The organism is Streptomyces phaeochromogenes (assembly GCF_001418655.1).
Lineage (GTDB): Bacteria > Actinomycetota > Actinomycetes > Streptomycetales > Streptomycetaceae > Streptomyces > Streptomyces phaeochromogenes.
Genome location: NZ_LIQZ01000004.1, coordinates 1 through 14,089 on the forward strand (window position 1 = coordinate 1; position 14,089 = coordinate 14,089).

General features: G+C 70.7%; 14 protein-coding genes. 5 read left to right on the top strand and 9 right to left on the bottom strand.

Going from position 1 to position 14,089, the window contains the following annotated elements; all coding sequences use genetic code 11:
• Window positions 1-363: LacI family DNA-binding transcriptional regulator (locus AOK17_RS00670; protein ID WP_157881259.1), on the bottom strand; the 363-nt coding region annotated here is incomplete at its 3' end.
• A 131-nt stretch (window positions 364-494) separates the two neighbouring features.
• Here AOK17_RS00670 and AOK17_RS00675 point away from each other — a divergent pair.
• From AOK17_RS00675 to AOK17_RS00690, 4 genes are all read left to right on the top strand, one after another.
• Complete coding sequence (locus AOK17_RS00675; protein WP_245696964.1) at window positions 495-1,925, top strand: ABC transporter substrate-binding protein; 1,431 nt, start codon at window positions 495-497, stop codon at window positions 1,923-1,925.
• A gap of 86 nt (window positions 1,926-2,011) precedes the next feature.
• Window positions 2,012-2,881, top strand: coding sequence for a carbohydrate ABC transporter permease (locus AOK17_RS00680; RefSeq protein WP_055610264.1), 870 nt, complete (start codon window positions 2,012-2,014; stop codon window positions 2,879-2,881).
• A 4-nt stretch (window positions 2,882-2,885) separates the two neighbouring features.
• Entirely contained in the window at window positions 2,886-3,791 is a 906-nt protein-coding gene (locus AOK17_RS00685) for a carbohydrate ABC transporter permease (protein WP_055610252.1), read from the top strand.
• A gap of 26 nt (window positions 3,792-3,817) precedes the next feature.
• Entirely contained in the window at window positions 3,818-6,127 is a 2,310-nt protein-coding gene (locus AOK17_RS00690; protein ID WP_055610253.1) for a beta-xylosidase/alpha-l-arabinosidase, read from the top strand.
• Window positions 6,128-6,291: 164 nt separating this feature from the next.
• Here the strand turns inward: AOK17_RS00690 and AOK17_RS51890 are convergent, their stop codons facing one another.
• From AOK17_RS51890 to tsaB, 4 genes are read right to left on the bottom strand one after another with little or no spacing between them, the layout of a single operon-like run.
• Window positions 6,292-6,546: a hypothetical protein gene (locus AOK17_RS51890; RefSeq protein WP_055610254.1), complete on the bottom strand. Its 255-nt coding sequence runs from the start codon at window positions 6,544-6,546 to the stop codon at window positions 6,292-6,294.
• Window positions 6,543-7,658: a tRNA (adenosine(37)-N6)-threonylcarbamoyltransferase complex transferase subunit TsaD gene (gene tsaD / locus AOK17_RS00700; protein ID WP_055610255.1), complete on the bottom strand. Its 1,116-nt coding sequence runs from the start codon at window positions 7,656-7,658 to the stop codon at window positions 6,543-6,545. The genes AOK17_RS51890 and tsaD overlap by 4 nt, the downstream gene beginning before the upstream one ends.
• Window positions 7,651-8,142 carry a ribosomal protein S18-alanine N-acetyltransferase gene (gene rimI, locus AOK17_RS00705; protein WP_206190636.1) on the bottom strand — a complete coding sequence of 164 codons (492 nt, stop codon included), beginning with the start codon at window positions 8,140-8,142 and terminating at the stop codon, window positions 7,651-7,653. Before rimI ends, tsaD begins: the two co-directional genes overlap by 8 nt.
• Before the next feature lie 20 nt (window positions 8,143-8,162).
• Window positions 8,163-8,819 (bottom strand): tRNA (adenosine(37)-N6)-threonylcarbamoyltransferase complex dimerization subunit type 1 TsaB, encoded by a 657-nt coding sequence (gene tsaB / locus AOK17_RS00710; protein WP_055610257.1) that lies wholly within the window; start codon window positions 8,817-8,819, stop codon window positions 8,163-8,165.
• 110 nt (window positions 8,820-8,929) lie between these two features.
• On the opposite strand from tsaB, the gene AOK17_RS00715 reads away from it, so the two are divergent.
• Window positions 8,930-9,484, top strand: a complete 555-nt coding sequence (locus AOK17_RS00715) for a hypothetical protein (protein WP_107102258.1) — start codon at window positions 8,930-8,932, stop codon at window positions 9,482-9,484.
• Window positions 9,485-9,984: 500 nt separating this feature from the next.
• On the opposite strand, the gene tsaE is transcribed toward AOK17_RS00715, so the two are convergent.
• The 4 genes from tsaE to AOK17_RS00735 form a co-directional block, all read right to left on the bottom strand.
• Window positions 9,985-10,536 carry a tRNA (adenosine(37)-N6)-threonylcarbamoyltransferase complex ATPase subunit type 1 TsaE gene (gene tsaE, locus AOK17_RS00720; protein ID WP_055610259.1) on the bottom strand — a complete coding sequence of 184 codons (552 nt, stop codon included), beginning with the start codon at window positions 10,534-10,536 and terminating at the stop codon, window positions 9,985-9,987.
• On the bottom strand, window positions 10,502-11,752 hold the full coding sequence (locus AOK17_RS00725; RefSeq protein WP_055610260.1) for an alpha/beta fold hydrolase: 1,251 nt from the start codon (window positions 11,750-11,752) through the stop codon (window positions 10,502-10,504). The genes tsaE and AOK17_RS00725 overlap by 35 nt, the downstream gene beginning before the upstream one ends.
• 130 nt (window positions 11,753-11,882) lie before the next feature.
• Window positions 11,883-13,034, bottom strand: a complete 1,152-nt coding sequence (gene alr / locus AOK17_RS00730; RefSeq protein WP_055610261.1) for an alanine racemase — start codon at window positions 13,032-13,034, stop codon at window positions 11,883-11,885.
• Between the two features lie 35 nt (window positions 13,035-13,069).
• A complete protein-coding gene (locus tag AOK17_RS00735) occupies window positions 13,070-13,990 on the bottom strand; it encodes a L,D-transpeptidase family protein (RefSeq protein ID WP_055610262.1) in 921 nt (306 codons plus the stop codon).
• Window positions 13,991-14,089: the final 99 nt, after the last annotated feature.

Consider the following 14,089-nt stretch of genomic DNA (forward strand, 5'->3'; position numbering starts at 1 on the left):
GCGGCGGGCGGCGACCTGGTCGGCCCAGGTGCGCCCGGGCGTGAGGCGGCCCGCGCTCTCGGAGAGGACGACGCTCAGGCCCTCGTCCCGCGCCACGTTCTCCACGCCCCGGATGACCTCCATCGCCCACGCGCTCTCCAGTTCGTGGAAGACGAGGTCGATCAGTGGCGACCGGGACGCCTCGGCCCGCCGGCGCCGATAGCCGTGGTTGCGCAGCAGTTCCTCGACCCTGGTGCGGGTCGAGGGGGCCACATCGGCACGGCCGTTGAGCACCTTCGAAACAGTCGGAGCGGAGACTCCCGCCTCGCGGGCGATCTCGGCGAGTGTCGCCGACTGGGCTACAGCGGGATTCGGGCGAGTCATGGACCGGATCGTATCCCTGCGCAACCTCTTGACGAAGCCCTTCGGCAGCCATACGTTCCCGGAACATTCGAAGTGCCTTCCGAAACATTCGTGTCGCGAGTCCAAAAACGAGTACAAAAAGAGGTGCTGTCATGGAGTCGATCAGCGGGCGGTCCAACGGCGGGCGGCCCACGGGCGGGCAGTCCATGGGCGAAAGCCCAGACAGCCCCGGCAGCCCTGGCAGTCCCGGGAGCCCGGGCAGCGGGACGTTCGGCAGCAGGACGTTCAGCAGGCGCTGGGTCCTCGGCGCCGGGGCCACCACCCTGCTCACCACTGGTCTGACCGCCTGCGGCTCCGGTGACGGTTCCGGCGGGGGCGGCAGCACGATCACCGCCTTCACGTACGGGGACGACGCGGTGAAGGTCCAGACGGCGGCCGTCGACCGCTTCAACAAGTCCGCCGCAAGCAAGTCGGCCAAGGGCAAGGTGAAACTGGAGAAGGTCCCGGGCACGGACTACTCGGCCAAGCTGCGCACGGCGATGGGCTCCCCGAGCGCCCCGGACGTCTTCTTCAACTGGGGCGGCGGCTCCATCAAGGCGTACCAGGAGGCGAACCAGCTCATCGACCTGACCGACACCATCGAGGGTGATCCGGTCCTGAAGGGCGGTTTCCTGCCCTCCGTGCTCGCGGCCGGCGGACTCGGCGGTCGCAACTACGGCATACCGATGCGCGGCATGCAGCCGGTCATCCTCTTCTACAACAAGTCCGTCTTCGCCGAGCACAAGCTCCAACCGCCCACCACCTGGGCCGAGTTGCAGGACATCAACACCAAGCTGAAGGCCGCGAAGATCACCCCGTTCGCGCTCGGCGGCGCCGACACCTGGACCGAGCTGATGTGGCTGGAGTACCTCGTCGACCGCATCGGCGGCCCCGAGGTCTTCGCGAAGATCCAGGGCGGCGACGCGTCCGCCTGGGGCGACCCGGCCGTCCTCAAGGCCGCCGAGACCGTCAAGGAACTCATCGACGACGGCGCGTTCGGCTCGAAGTTCAGCTCGGTGTCGTACGTCAACGGCGGCGCCCCGGCCGTCTTCGCCAAGGGCAAGGCGGCGATGCACCTGATGGGCTCGTGGGAGTACTCGACGCAGCTCGGCAAGTTCCCGTCCTTCGCGAAGAACAACCTGGGCTGGTGCGCGTTCCCCACGGTCGAGGGCGGCACGGGCGACATCCGCAACGTCGTCGGCAACCCCACCAACTACTGGTCCGTCAACTCCCGTACGCAGAACAAGGACGCCGCGATCGCCTTCCTGAAGGACTGCGCCTCGGAGGCGTACGCGAAGGCGCTGGTGGCCAACGGCGACATCCCGACCACCGCCAACGCGGCCAAGCTGCTGGAGGCCTCGCCCAACCCGGAGTTCGCCAAGTTCCAGTACGAGATGGTCGAGAAGGCGCCCGCCTTCACGCTCTCCTGGGACCAGGCGCTGGGCGCGGACATCGCGACCCCGATGCTCACCGAGATCAACAAGCTGTTCGTCGGGAAGTCCTCGCCGAGCCAGTTCGTGTCGGCGCTCAAGGAGCTGAAGTGAGTGCACCGACTCCGACAGAGGACCGCCCAACGGAACCAACAGCCACCACGTCCACCCCGCCCGCCACGTCGTCCAAGCCGCCCAAGCTGTCCAAGCCGTCCAGGTCCTCCGCCGTCGGCCGCCCGCACGCCGCCTGGGCCCTGCCCGGCGTCCTGTTCTTCGCCTTCTTCGCCGTGGTCCCGATGCTCCTGGCCTTCTACCTCTCCTTCACCAGCTGGGACGGTCTGGGCGACCCGCAACCCGTCGGCCTGGACAACTGGCGGAAGCTGATCGACGACGACCGGATGGTCCAGTCCCTGTGGCTCACCGTCCTGCTGACGGCCGCGAGCTGGGTCTTCCAGACGGTGATCGCGCTGCTGCTCGGCGTCTGGGCGGCGGGCCGCCAGCGCAACCGGGCGGTCCTGTCCGCGATCTTCTTCGTGCCGTTCCTGCTCTCCTCGACGGCGATCGCGCTGCTCTTCTACGCCCTGCTCGACCCGAACTTCGGCATCATCCAGGAGAACATCCTGGGCTCCTCCAGCGGCGCGTTCCTCGCGATCGTCTTCGTCGGCGGCTGGCAGTTCATCCCCTTCCACACCCTGATCTACCAGGGCGGGGCCCGCCAGATACCCGAGGTGCTCTACCAGGCGGCGGCGATCGACGGGGCGGGCCGCTATCGCCAGTTCTTCTCGATCACGCTCCCGCAGCTGCGGCACACCGTCACGACGTCCACCGTGCTGCTGGTCGTCGGCTCGCTCACGTACTTCGAGACCGTGCTGATCCTCACCAAGGGCGGCCCGGGCACCGACACGGCGATCCTGCCGTACCTGATGTACGAGGCGGGCTTCAAGAGCTACGACTTCGGCTACGCGAGCGCCATCGCGTCCTTCCTGGTGGTGACCGCCACGGGGCTGTCCCTGATCCTCGTGCGGCTGACCGGCTTCGGCAGCATGCGCAGCACCCGCGAAGGGATGTGACGGAGTGTCACACGATACGTTGCCGCGTCCACGTCCCGCGAAGACCGAGGAGCGTCCCACGCCACCGCCCCCGCAACGCCGCCGCAAGCACTGGACGAAGCGCGGCAACCCCGTCTCGGGCCTCGGCTCGGTCGTCTGGCTCGCGATCGTCGTCGTCCCGATCTACGCGATGCTGTCGGCCTCGCTCACCAGCCAGGACAAGGCACTCACCGGCAACCCGCTGAACCCGCCCACGAGTCCGACGCTCGACAACTACAACACCGTGCTGAACAGCGGCTTCGGCCATCTGCTCAGCAACACCGCGATCGTGGCCGTCGCGGTCGTGGCCATCGTCCTCGGCCTGTCCGTCCCGATCGCGTACGTCGCCGTCCGCACCCGCAACCGCTGGTCGGGCCTGGCCTTCCGGCTGTTCCTCCTCGGCGTGGCGATCCCGGCCCAGGCGGTCGTGGTCCCCCTCTACCTCCTGATCGCCAAACTCAACCTGTACGACAGCCTGTTGGCGGTCATCCTGCCGACGGCGGCCTTCGCGATGCCTGTCTCGGTACTGGTCCTCGTCGGCACCCTGCGGGACGTCTCGGAGGACCTGTACGAGGCGATGGCCCTGGACGGAGCGTCCCCCCAGCGGATGCTGTTCCAGCTCGCCATCCCGCTGGCCAAGGGCGGCATCAGCACGGTCGTCATCTTCGCCGCGCTCCAGGCCTGGAACGGCTTCCTCTTCCCGCTGATCTTCACCCAGTCCGACGGCCCACGCGTCCTGACCCTCGGCCTCTTCAACTACGTCAGCCAGTTCGGCGTGAACATCCCCGCCCTGCTCGCCTCGGTAGTCCTCTCCGGCATCCCCATCTTCGCCGTCTATCTGGTGGCCCGCCGAGCCCTGGTCGGCGGCCTGATGGGAGTCGGCGGCAAATGAACCCCCTAGACCCCGACAGGAGTTTCATGACCACCGCCCCCTGGCGTGATCCCGCCCTGCCCGCCGAGGCCCGGGTCGACGACCTGCTCGCCCGGATGACCCTGGAGGAGAAGACCGCCCAGCTGTACGGCGTGTGGGTGGGCGCCGCCACGGACGGTGACGGAGTCGCCCCGAACCAGGTCGAGATGACCTCGGACTACGACTGGGACGAGCTGATCACCCACGGCCTCGGCCAGCTGACCCGCTCCTTCGGCTCGGCCCCCGTGGACCCGGCGCTCGGCGCGCAGGCACTGGCCCGCGCCCAGCGCCGCATCGCCGAGGCCGGCCGCTTCGGCATCCCCGCCGTCGCCCACGAGGAGTGCCTGGCGGGCTTCACCGCCTGGGGCGCCACCGCGTACCCGGTCCCCCTGGCCTGGGGCGCCACCTTCGACCCGGCCCTGGTCGAGGAGATGGCCCACCGCATCGGCAAGGACCTCGCCTCCGTCGGCGTCCACCAGGGCCTCGCCCCCGTCCTGGACGTCGTACGGGACCCGCGCTGGGGCCGCGTCGAGGAGACCATCGGCGAGGACCCCTACCTGGTCGGCACGATCGGCGCGGCCTACGTCCGCGGCCTGGAGTCCGCCGGCGTCATCGCCACCCTCAAGCACTTCGCGGGGTACGCGTCCTCCGCGGGCGCCCGCAACCTCGCCCCCGTACGCGCTGGTGTGCGCGAGTTCGCCGACATCACCCTGCCGCCGTTCGAGTTCGCGCTGCGCGAGGGCGGGGCCCGCTCGGTGATGGCCGCGTACACGGACACGGACGGCGTACCGGCGTCCTCGGACCCGTACCTACTGACCGAACTCCTGCGGGAGGAGTGGCAGTTCACGGGCACGGTCGTCTCCGACTACTTCGGTGTCGGCTTCCTGGAGACCCTGCACCGGGTCGCGGGCACGAAGGCGGAGGCCGCCCACGCGGCCCTGGCGGCCGGCATCGACGTCGAACTCCCCACGCTCCGCTGCTACGGAGACCCGCTGGTGGAGGCGGTACGCGCGAACGTGATCCCGGAATCCCTGGTGGACCGGGCGGCGGCCCGGGTGCTGCGCCAGAAGTGCGAGCTGGGCCTGCTGGACGAGGACTGGACCCCCGAGCCCACGGGCCCGATCGACCTGGACTCGACCGCGAACCGCGTGCTGGCCCGCCGCCTCGCCGAGGAGTCCGTCGTCCTGCTCTCCAACCCGGACGGTCTGCTCCCCCTCGCCCCCGACACCCGGATCGCCGTGGTCGGCCCACGCGCCGCCGACGCCCTCGCCATGCTGGGCTGCTACTCGTTCCCCTCGCACGTGGGCATCAACCACCCCGACCGGCCGATGGGCATCGAGATCCCCACCCTCCTGGAGTCCCTGCGCACGGAACTCCCGGACGCCAAGGTCACGTTCACCGAGGGCTGCGACACCACGGACCCGGACACCTCGGGCTTCGCGGAGGCGGTGGCCCGCTCCGCCGAGGCGGACGTCTGCGTGGCGGTACTGGGCGACCGGGCGGGCCTCTTCGGCCGGGGCACCTCGGGCGAGGGCTGCGATGTGGGCGACCTCCAACTCCCGGGCGTACAGGCTCAGTTGCTGGACACGCTCACCGCCACCGGCACCCCCGTGATCCTGGTCCTGCTCACCGGCCGCCCGTACGCGCTCGGCCGCTGGAAGGACCAACTGGCCGCCTCCGTGCAGGCGTTCTTCCCGGGGGAGGAGGGCGGCCCGGCAGTGGCAGGCGTGCTGTCGGGCCGCGTGAACCCCTCGGGCAGGCTCCCCGTGAGCGTCCCGCAGGAGCCCGGCGGCCAGCCGTGGACCTACCTCCAGCCCCCACTGGGCCTGGCCGGCACGGTCAGCAACCTCGACCCGACCCCCCTCCACCCCTTCGGCCACGGCCTGAGCTACACGGACTTCACCTGGGAGGACATCGAGGACGGGGAGGAGACGGAGATCGGCACGGACGACTCGTACGACGTGTCCGTCACGATCCGCAACACGGGCCCCCGAGAAGGCACGGAGGTGGTCCAGCTCTACCTCCACGACCCGGTGGCCCGCGTAACCCGCCCGGACGTCCGCCTGATCGGCTACCACCGCCTGACCCTGCCCCCCGGCCAGGCCCGCCGCATCACGTTCACCTTCCACCCGGACCTCTCGGCCTTCACAGACGGCAAGGGCCAACGCGTAGTGGAACCAGGCGCTTTGGAACTCCGCCTGGGCAGCTCCAGCACAAACACCCACCACACGACCCACATCACCCTGACGGGCCCGGAACGCCATTTGGGCCCGGACCGCCAACTGCGGTGCGATTCAAGGGAGACGGAGGCGCACTAGGGGCGCGGGGAACGGCGCAATCTTTTGTCTTTGGGGGCACGGGGAACGGCGCAGACCTTTGCCTTTAGGGGCGCGGGGAACGGCGCAGTCCTTTGCTTTTAGGGGCGCGGGGAACTGCGCGACCAGCCACAACCGACCCGCACCCGACAAACACCCCCGCCCCCCTATCCGTCGAGGGACTCGAACCGCCACCGATGAACCGCCCGCGCAACCAACTCCCCAGCCGGCTCCGGCAACTCAGGCAGCTCAGCCTCATACGCGGCATCCCACCACGTAATGACGAGCACCCGATCCCCCGGAGCCCGCAGGACCTCCCGACGCAGGGGCCGCGCCGGGAGGTCCTGCCCCCTAACCCACGCAAGCAGTTCCTCCCCCCGCCCCTCGACGGCCCGCGCCTCCCACATCAACGCAACAGTCATGAGTACAGATTGCCCTTGCTGACCTCGTGCACATGATCATGATCGTGACCATGGTCATGATCATGCGACCGCCCGGGCACATGCGTGTCAGTAACGGGCAACGACGAATCCGCGGACAGATCCCAATCAGAGGCGGCCCGCCCCCGCGCAACCATCTCCGCCCCCAACGCGGCAACCATCGCACCGTTGTCCGTACACAACTTCGGCCGCGGCACCCGCAGCCGAATCCCCGCCGCCTCGCACCGCTCCTGCGCAAGCACCCGCAGCCGCGAGTTCGCGGCGACTCCCCCACCGATCATCAGGTGGTCGACACCCTCGTCACGACAAGCCCGTACGGCCTTGCGCGTCAGCACGTCGACGACGGCCTCCTGGAAGGACGCGGCCACATCCCGCACCGGCACGTCCTCCCCGGCAGCCCGCTTGGCCTCGATCCACCGCGCCACGGCGGTCTTCAGCCCGGAGAACGAGAAGTCGTACGCGGCGTCCCGCGGCCCGGTGAGCCCGCGCGGGAAGGCGATGGCAGCCGGGTCCCCCTCCTTGGCATACCGGTCGATGACCGGCCCGCCGGGGAACCCGAGGTTCAGCACCCGCGCGATCTTGTCGAAGGCCTCGCCCGCCGCGTCGTCGATGGTCGCGCCCATCGGCCGTACATCACTGGTGATGTCCGAGGAGAGCAGCAGCGAGGAGTGCCCGCCGGAGACGAGCAGCGCCATGGTCGGCTCGGGCAGCGCCCCGTGTTCGAGCTGGTCGACGCAGATGTGCGAGGCGAGGTGGTTGACCCCGTACAGCGGCTTGCCCAGCGCATACGCGTACGCCTTCGCCGCCGAGACCCCGACGAGCAGCGCGCCCGCGAGCCCGGGGCCCGCGGTGACGGCGATCCCGTCCAGGTCCTTCGCGCTGACGCCCGCTTCCTTCAGCGCCCGCTCGATGGTGGGGACCATCGCCTCCAGGTGCGCACGGGAGGCGACTTCGGGCACCACACCCCCGAAGCGCGCGTGCTCGTCGACGCTGGACGCGATCGCGTCCGCGAGCAGGGTCGTGCCGCGGACGATGCCGACGCCGGTCTCGTCGCAGGAGGTCTCGATGCCGAGGACGAGCGGTTCGTCAGCCATTGATCTCGGTTCCTTGTACGGATGTCGATGGGTCGTTGAGTCGCATGACGAGCGCGTCCACGTTCCCCGGCTGGTAGTAGCCGCGCCGGAAACCGATCGCCTCGAAGCCGAAGCGCTCGTACAGCTTCTGGGCGCGGATGTTGTCGACGCGGCATTCGAGCATGACCTCGGCGCACTCGAACGCGGTCGCGGCCCGCAGCAGTTCGGTCAGGATCTGCGCGCCGAGGCCGGTGCCCCAGTGCTCCCGGGAGACGGCGATGGTCTGCACGTCACCGACGTCCCCGGCGGCGGCGAGCCCGCCGTATCCGACGATCCGCGCACCGCCCGCCGCGTCCCCCGCGATCTCGGCCACGACGTACCGCCGGGTCGCCCCCGGCCCCCGCGCATGGGCGAGGTCCGACCAGAACATGCCCCGCGACCAGGCGTCCTCGGGGAAGAGGTCCTTCTCCAGCTCCAGCACGGGCTCGATGTCCCACCAGCGCATCTCGCGCAGCACCGCGGTCGTCACTTGGGGGTGACCACCTTGTAGTTCTTGGGCACCTGGGCGTCCGGCCGGCGCAGATAGAGGGGCCGGGGCGCCTCCAGTTCCTCGCCCGCGGCCAGCCGTTCCGCCGCCAGGGACGCGAGCGCGGCGGCCGAGACGTGCTCGGGTTCGCGCGCGTCCGGGAAGGTGTCGGGGTAGAGCAGTGCACCCGCGCCGACGGCGGGCAGACCGCCGATGTCCAGGTCGCCCGGCCGGTCGACGGCGGGCTCGGTGACCCGCGTGCGCGAGTCGGCGTACCGCGCCCAGTAGACCTCTTTGCGCCGGGCGTCGGTAGCCACGACGAAGGGTCCGTCGGCAATGGAGCGATCGGCGGCGTAGGCGAGACCGTCCAGCGTGCACAGTCCGTGTACGGGGATGCCGAGCGCGAGCCCGAAGGTGTCGGCGGTCATCAGACCGACGCGCAGCCCGGTGTACGGGCCCGGGCCCACGCCGACAACGATGCCGGTGACCGCGTCGAGCCGCAGCCCGGCCTCGGCGAGCACCCGGTCGACGGCCGGCAGGAGCAACTCCCCGTGCCGGCGCGCGTCGACCTGACTGGAGGCGGCGATGACGGACGTCCCGTCGTGCAGCGCGACGGTGACGGCGGGGGTGGCGGTATCCAGAGCGAGCAAGAGCACGCGAACAGCCTACGGCGCCCGGGCTCGGAGCACGGCCGTCTCAATCCGTCCCAGACCTGCTGCTAACGTCACAGAGATCACAAATGCCGTACGAGAGGTGGGCACCCAAGGTGGTTCGGAGCAGCTCGGGAATCGTGGCCGGGCTCACCGCGGCGGCGCTCGCCGCGATCGGCTTCCTCGCCTACCAGGCGTCCGCGGACGTGCCGAGCGGCCTGGGCTCCTCCCGGGCCGCCGACTCCTCGAAGACCGAGGCCGCCAAGGCCCCCCGGGACAGGCAGCACCCGACGGCACTGCCCGCCGCGTCGGGCACGGGACGACGGGTCGTCTACTCGGTGGACGACGACCGCGTATGGCTCGTCGGGGCGGGTGACCGGGTCAAGCGCACGTTCAAGGTGACCCCCGGAACGGTGGATCCCCCGCCCGCCGCGTACGTCGTCACCTCCCGCTCCGGCAAGATCACCGGCTCGGACGGCGTCGCCGTGGAGCACGTAGTCCGCTTCACGAAGGTCTCCGGCGTAGCAATCGGCTTCAGCGCCGCCCTTAACGACACGCCCTCCACCCCCGCCCCCTCCAAAAAGCTCGGCGGCATCCGCGAATCCCGCGAAGACGGCACAGCAATGTGGGAGTTCGCCACCATCGGCACAAGGGTCACAGTGATCAAGTAGAGGCGCGGGGAACGGCGCAATCTTCTGCGTTCCAGGGGCGCGGGGAACGGCGCAATCTTTTGTCTTTAGGGGCGCGGGGAACGGCGCAATCTTTGGCCTTTAGGGGCGCGGGGAACGGCGCACCCAGCCACAACGCACCCGCAGAATCCGAACACCACTCCCCGCGGAGCGCTACGCGGCACGCCGCCGCTCTTCACGCACCGGCGCAGCCGGAGGGGCCGGCGGCGTGGAAACGACCCGCGCCAACACCCCGGCCGCAAGCAACTCCCGCATCGACACCCCAGCCACCCCCGACGAAGTCGACCCCACCCGCACCGATGGACGCGTCACATCACGTTCAGACGTCGCCATGGCGGCCTCCTAGTGGCTCCGGGAGCAGACGTGGTTAGGTAGACCTAACCAACTCCTCCGTCCATGTGAACACGCCGAAGCCGCCCGACGCAACATCTTCCCGACGCCTTGTCGGAATGTTGAGGCGAACCTACGAGGACCAGGGCGGATCAGGCGGAGAGCGCGCCGAGCCCGACCGTCGCCCACCGCTCCCCGACCCCCCTCAGCGTGACGTGCCGTACCTCGTCGGTGGTGTCACCGACGGCCCGGTGGATGAGGACGTGCAGCCGGTCGTCGGCCAGCTCCTCGACCTTGCCCTCGCCCCACTCCACGACGATCACGGAGTCGGTCAGCGAGACATCGAGGTCGAGGTCCTCCATGTCGTCGAGCCCGCCGCCCAGGCGGTACGCGTCCACGTGGACCAGCGGCGGCCCGTCACCGAGAGGCGGGTGCACGCGCGCGATCACGAAGGTCGGCGAGGTGACCGCCCCCCGCACGCCGAGCCCCTCGCCGAGCCCGCGGGTCATCGTCGTCTTGCCCGCGCCGAGTTCACCGGTGAGCATCACGAGGTCGCCGGCGCGCAACAACTTGGCGAGCCGGCGGCCCAACTCCCGCATCTGTTCGGGTGAGTTGACGGTGATCTCAGTGGTGACGCCGGCCACGGAAGGCTCCGAGGGTCCCGAGGACTCAGCCGGGTTGCGCGGTGCTGCTGGTGCTTCCATAACCACCCACGGTAGCCCCTGCCGGGACGGCTCCGGCGCGGGTGAGGAGGTCGGCCAGCCGGTCTATGACGACCTCCGGGTGCTCCAGCATCACCAGGTGCCCGGCGTCCGGCACGAGCACCAGCTCGGCGTCCGGCAGCAGGTCGGCGATGGCCTCGCTGTGCTCGCTCGGCGTGACGAGATCCTTGACCCCGGCCAGTACGAGCACGGGCATGTCGGCGAAGTACGCGAGCGCCTCGGTCTTGTCGTGGTCGGTGAAGGCCGGGTAGAACTCCGCGACCACGTCGATGGGCGTGCCCTCGATCAGCCGCTCCGCGAACCGCGCGACCGCCGGGTCGACGTCCCTGGACGCGAACGAGTACCGCTTGATGATCCCGGCGAACAGGTCGGCCGTGGCCCGCCGCCCGCGCTCCACCAGCGCGGCCTGCTGCCCCAGAGCCTTCAGCACTCCGGGCAGCACCCGCCGCACCGCGTTGACGCCCGCGACGGGCAGCCCGAAGTTGACCTCGCCGAGCTTCCCCGACGACGTACCGACGAAGGCGACGCCGGTGACCCGCTCGCGGATCAGGGACGGGTACTGGTCGGCCAGGGCCATCACCGTCATGCCGCCCATCGAGTGGCCGACGAGGACTAGCGGGCCCTCGGGCGCTGCCGCGTCGATGACGGCCTTCAGGTCGCGGCCGAGCTGGTCGATGGTGACCGGCATGTCGTCCTCGACCTGGGCCACGCCCCGCGCGGAACGGCCGTGGCTGCGCTGGTCCCAGTGGACGGTCCGCACGACACCGCGCAGCGCGGCCCGCTGGAAGTGCCAGGAGTCCTGGCTGAGGCAGTAGCCGTGGCTGAAGACGACGGTGACGGGGGCGGGGGCCTTGCGGCCGAAGAGCCGGCGGCGGCGCGGGGCGAGGGTGGAGTCGGGCTCCACCTCGTCGACCTCGTAGTACAGCTCCGTGCCGTCGTCCGCGACGGCCTTGCCGGGCATGCCGCGCAAGGACCCGTACGGACCGGCCGAGTCGAGGGCGAGCCGGGCCTTCCTGCGCATGCCCCGGCCGACCGTGAGCCGCTCTATGGCGACTCCGGCGGCGGCACCCGCGGCGACCACGCCTATCGCGGCGCCGGCGATCCCGGCCCTGCGCCAGTTCGCGCCCCCCGCCGCGGAGACGGCCGAGGCTGCGGCCGTGGCCGCTTCCACGGCGGCCTCCGCGCTGCTCTCGCTCACGTACCGCTCCTCTTCGCCGGGGCGCTGCCCATGTCCACTGTCGGTGCTGCTGTTACTGCCGGTCGTGCTGTTACTGAAGGTCGTGCTCTTGCTGCCGGTTCCCGCGATGCCGTGCCCGGCATCTATGCGGTTACCCCGCTTGTTCGGTATTCACGTAAACGCGCGGCACCCGGGTTCCGATCCGGGTGACGATTTCGTAGGCGATCGTGCCGACCGCCTGGGCCCAGTCCTCGGCGGTGGGCTCCCCGTGGTCACCGGGGCCGAAGAGGACGACTCTCTCGCCGACCGGTGGCTCGTCCCCGCCGAGGTCGACCGCGAACTGGTCCATCGCGACCCGTCCCGCGACCGTCCGCCACTTGCCGGCGACCAGGACGGGTCCGGTGCCGGAGGCGTGGCGCGGAATGCCGTCCGCGTACCCGACGGGCACCAGGCCGAGGGTCGTGTCGCCCGCCGTCACGTAGTGGTGCCCGTAACTGACGCCGTGCCCCGCCGGCACGTGCTTCACCAGCGCGAGCGAGGCCGACAGCGTCATCACGGGGCGTAGCCCGAGGTCCGCCGGGGTGCCCAGCTCGGGGCTGGGCGATACGCCGTACACCGCGATCCCCGTCCGTACGAGGTCGAAGTGGCTCTCCGGGAGCGTGAGCGTGGCGGGCGAGTTGGCGATGTGCCGGACCTCGGGACGCACGCCCTGCCCCTGCGCGTACGCCAGCATCTCGCGGAAGCAGCTGAGCTGGGCCTGGATGGAGGGATGGCCGGGCTCGTCCGCGCAGGCAAAGTGGGACCACAGACCGGTGACCCGGACGAGCCCCTCGGCCTCGGCGCGCAGGGCCTCGGCGACGAGCTCGGGCCAGTCGGCGGGCTGGCATCCGTTCCGCCCGAGCCCGGTGTCGGCCTTGAGCTGGACGCGGGCGGTCCGCCCGGACGCACGCGCGGCCTCCACGGCCTCCCGCAGCGCCCACAACCCACTGATCCCCAGATCCAGATCGGCCTCGACGGCAGCCCGCCAGGGCCCGCCGGGGACCCACAGCCAGCACATGATCCGCCCGTCGAGACCGGCCGCGCGCAGGGCCAGTGCCTCCTCCGGCGTGGCGGTGCCCAGCCAGGTCGCGCCAGCGTCGAGGGCCGCGCGGGCGCACGGGAGCGCCCCGTGTCCGTACGCGTCGGACTTGACCACCGCCATGAGGGCGGCGGTCGGCGCCTGGGCACGCAGAGCCCGCACATTGGCCTGCAGTGCGGCCAGGTCGATCTCGGCGCGGGCCCGCGCGGGTGCAGTTTCAGTCATCGCGCCCAGTGTCTCAGAGGGGTCGGACACAACCCTCAGGTACCGGGCCTGCGGCCCCACACGTACACGCTGTCACCCTTGTAGAGCACGCCCCACAGCGTGCGGGCGTCGGCGATCCGCATGTTCACGCAGCCCATCGAGCCGGGCGGGTTGTAGACGCTGCCGTAGATGCCGTGGAAGGCCTGCCCGCCGCTGAAGAACTGGCTGTACGGCATGGGGGTGTTGTAGAGCGTCGACCAGTGGTTCTTGTGCTTCCAGTAGACGCTGAACCAGCCGCTCCTGGTCCGGTACCCGGCCTTCCCACTCCGGATCGGCACCGGCCCGAACAGCACCTTCGTGCCCTTCTGCACCCAGGTCAGCTGCCGGGTGAGGTCGACGCACGCGACCCGGTAGGTCCGCACGGGGCACTTCCCGGCGGCGTTCGGGTTCTTCGCGGCCGACAGGAGCTGCATCCTCGCCCAGGTCACGGGCCCGGCGAAGCCGCTGTCGGGCCGGATCCCGTATCTGACCTGAAAGGCCCGGATGGCCCGGCAGTCGTTCACCGACTGCTTCCCGTCCACCCTGAGCCGCAGCCACCGCTCGACCTGCCGCTGGTACGGCCCGGTCTGCTTGCTGCACGCCACGACCCCGGACTGCCGCTCCACGGCGTCACTCAGCGGTACGTACTCGATCAGCTCGTCGCTCTCCGCGTCGGCGTCGGCCGGCTCGTCGGCGTCCTCCTCGGCGGTCGGCGTGTAGATCTTCGGGGCCAGCGCCTGGTCGGGAGTGTCCAGGTGCCAGGGCTGGGACGGCCCCGGCGGCACCCCGGGCACCAGCTCGCTCAGCGGCGCGGGAACTCCGGGAACCCTGGGAGCGCCGGTAGCGGGTGGAGCGGGCGGAGGCTCCGCGACGGCCCCCGGCACGGACAGCGCCGTGATGACGGCGACCAACACGGCAACGGTTCTCTGACGGACCATGCCCCCAGCGAAGCCTTTGGGACGGCGTACGGGGTTCAGCCGCGCGGAAGGGTCGCCCGTTGTGCGCACGCGGACGGGGTACGGGGTGCGGGGTACGGG

What these genes read in the sequence shown, in the direction of transcription:
- AOK17_RS51890 (WP_055610254.1), bottom strand. Translation starts at nt 6,546, where the DNA reads ATGACTGTTGCGTTGATGTGGGAGGCGCGGGCCGTCGAGGGGCGGGGG.
- tsaE (WP_055610259.1), bottom strand. Translation starts at nt 10,536, where the DNA reads ATGGAAGCACCAGCAGCACCGCGCAACCCGGCTGAGTCCTCGGGACCC.
- AOK17_RS00675 (WP_245696964.1), top strand. Translation starts at nt 495, where the DNA reads ATGGAGTCGATCAGCGGGCGGTCCAACGGCGGGCGGCCCACGGGCGGG.
- AOK17_RS00690 (WP_055610253.1), top strand. Translation starts at nt 3,818, where the DNA reads ATGACCACCGCCCCCTGGCGTGATCCCGCCCTGCCCGCCGAGGCCCGG.
- AOK17_RS00735 (WP_055610262.1), bottom strand. Translation starts at nt 13,990, where the DNA reads ATGGTCCGTCAGAGAACCGTTGCCGTGTTGGTCGCCGTCATCACGGCG.
- tsaD (WP_055610255.1), bottom strand. Translation starts at nt 7,658, where the DNA reads ATGGCTGACGAACCGCTCGTCCTCGGCATCGAGACCTCCTGCGACGAG.
- alr (WP_055610261.1), bottom strand. Translation starts at nt 13,034, where the DNA reads ATGACTGAAACTGCACCCGCGCGGGCCCGCGCCGAGATCGACCTGGCC.
- rimI (WP_206190636.1), bottom strand. Translation starts at nt 8,142, where the DNA reads ATGCGCTGGTGGGACATCGAGCCCGTGCTGGAGCTGGAGAAGGACCTC.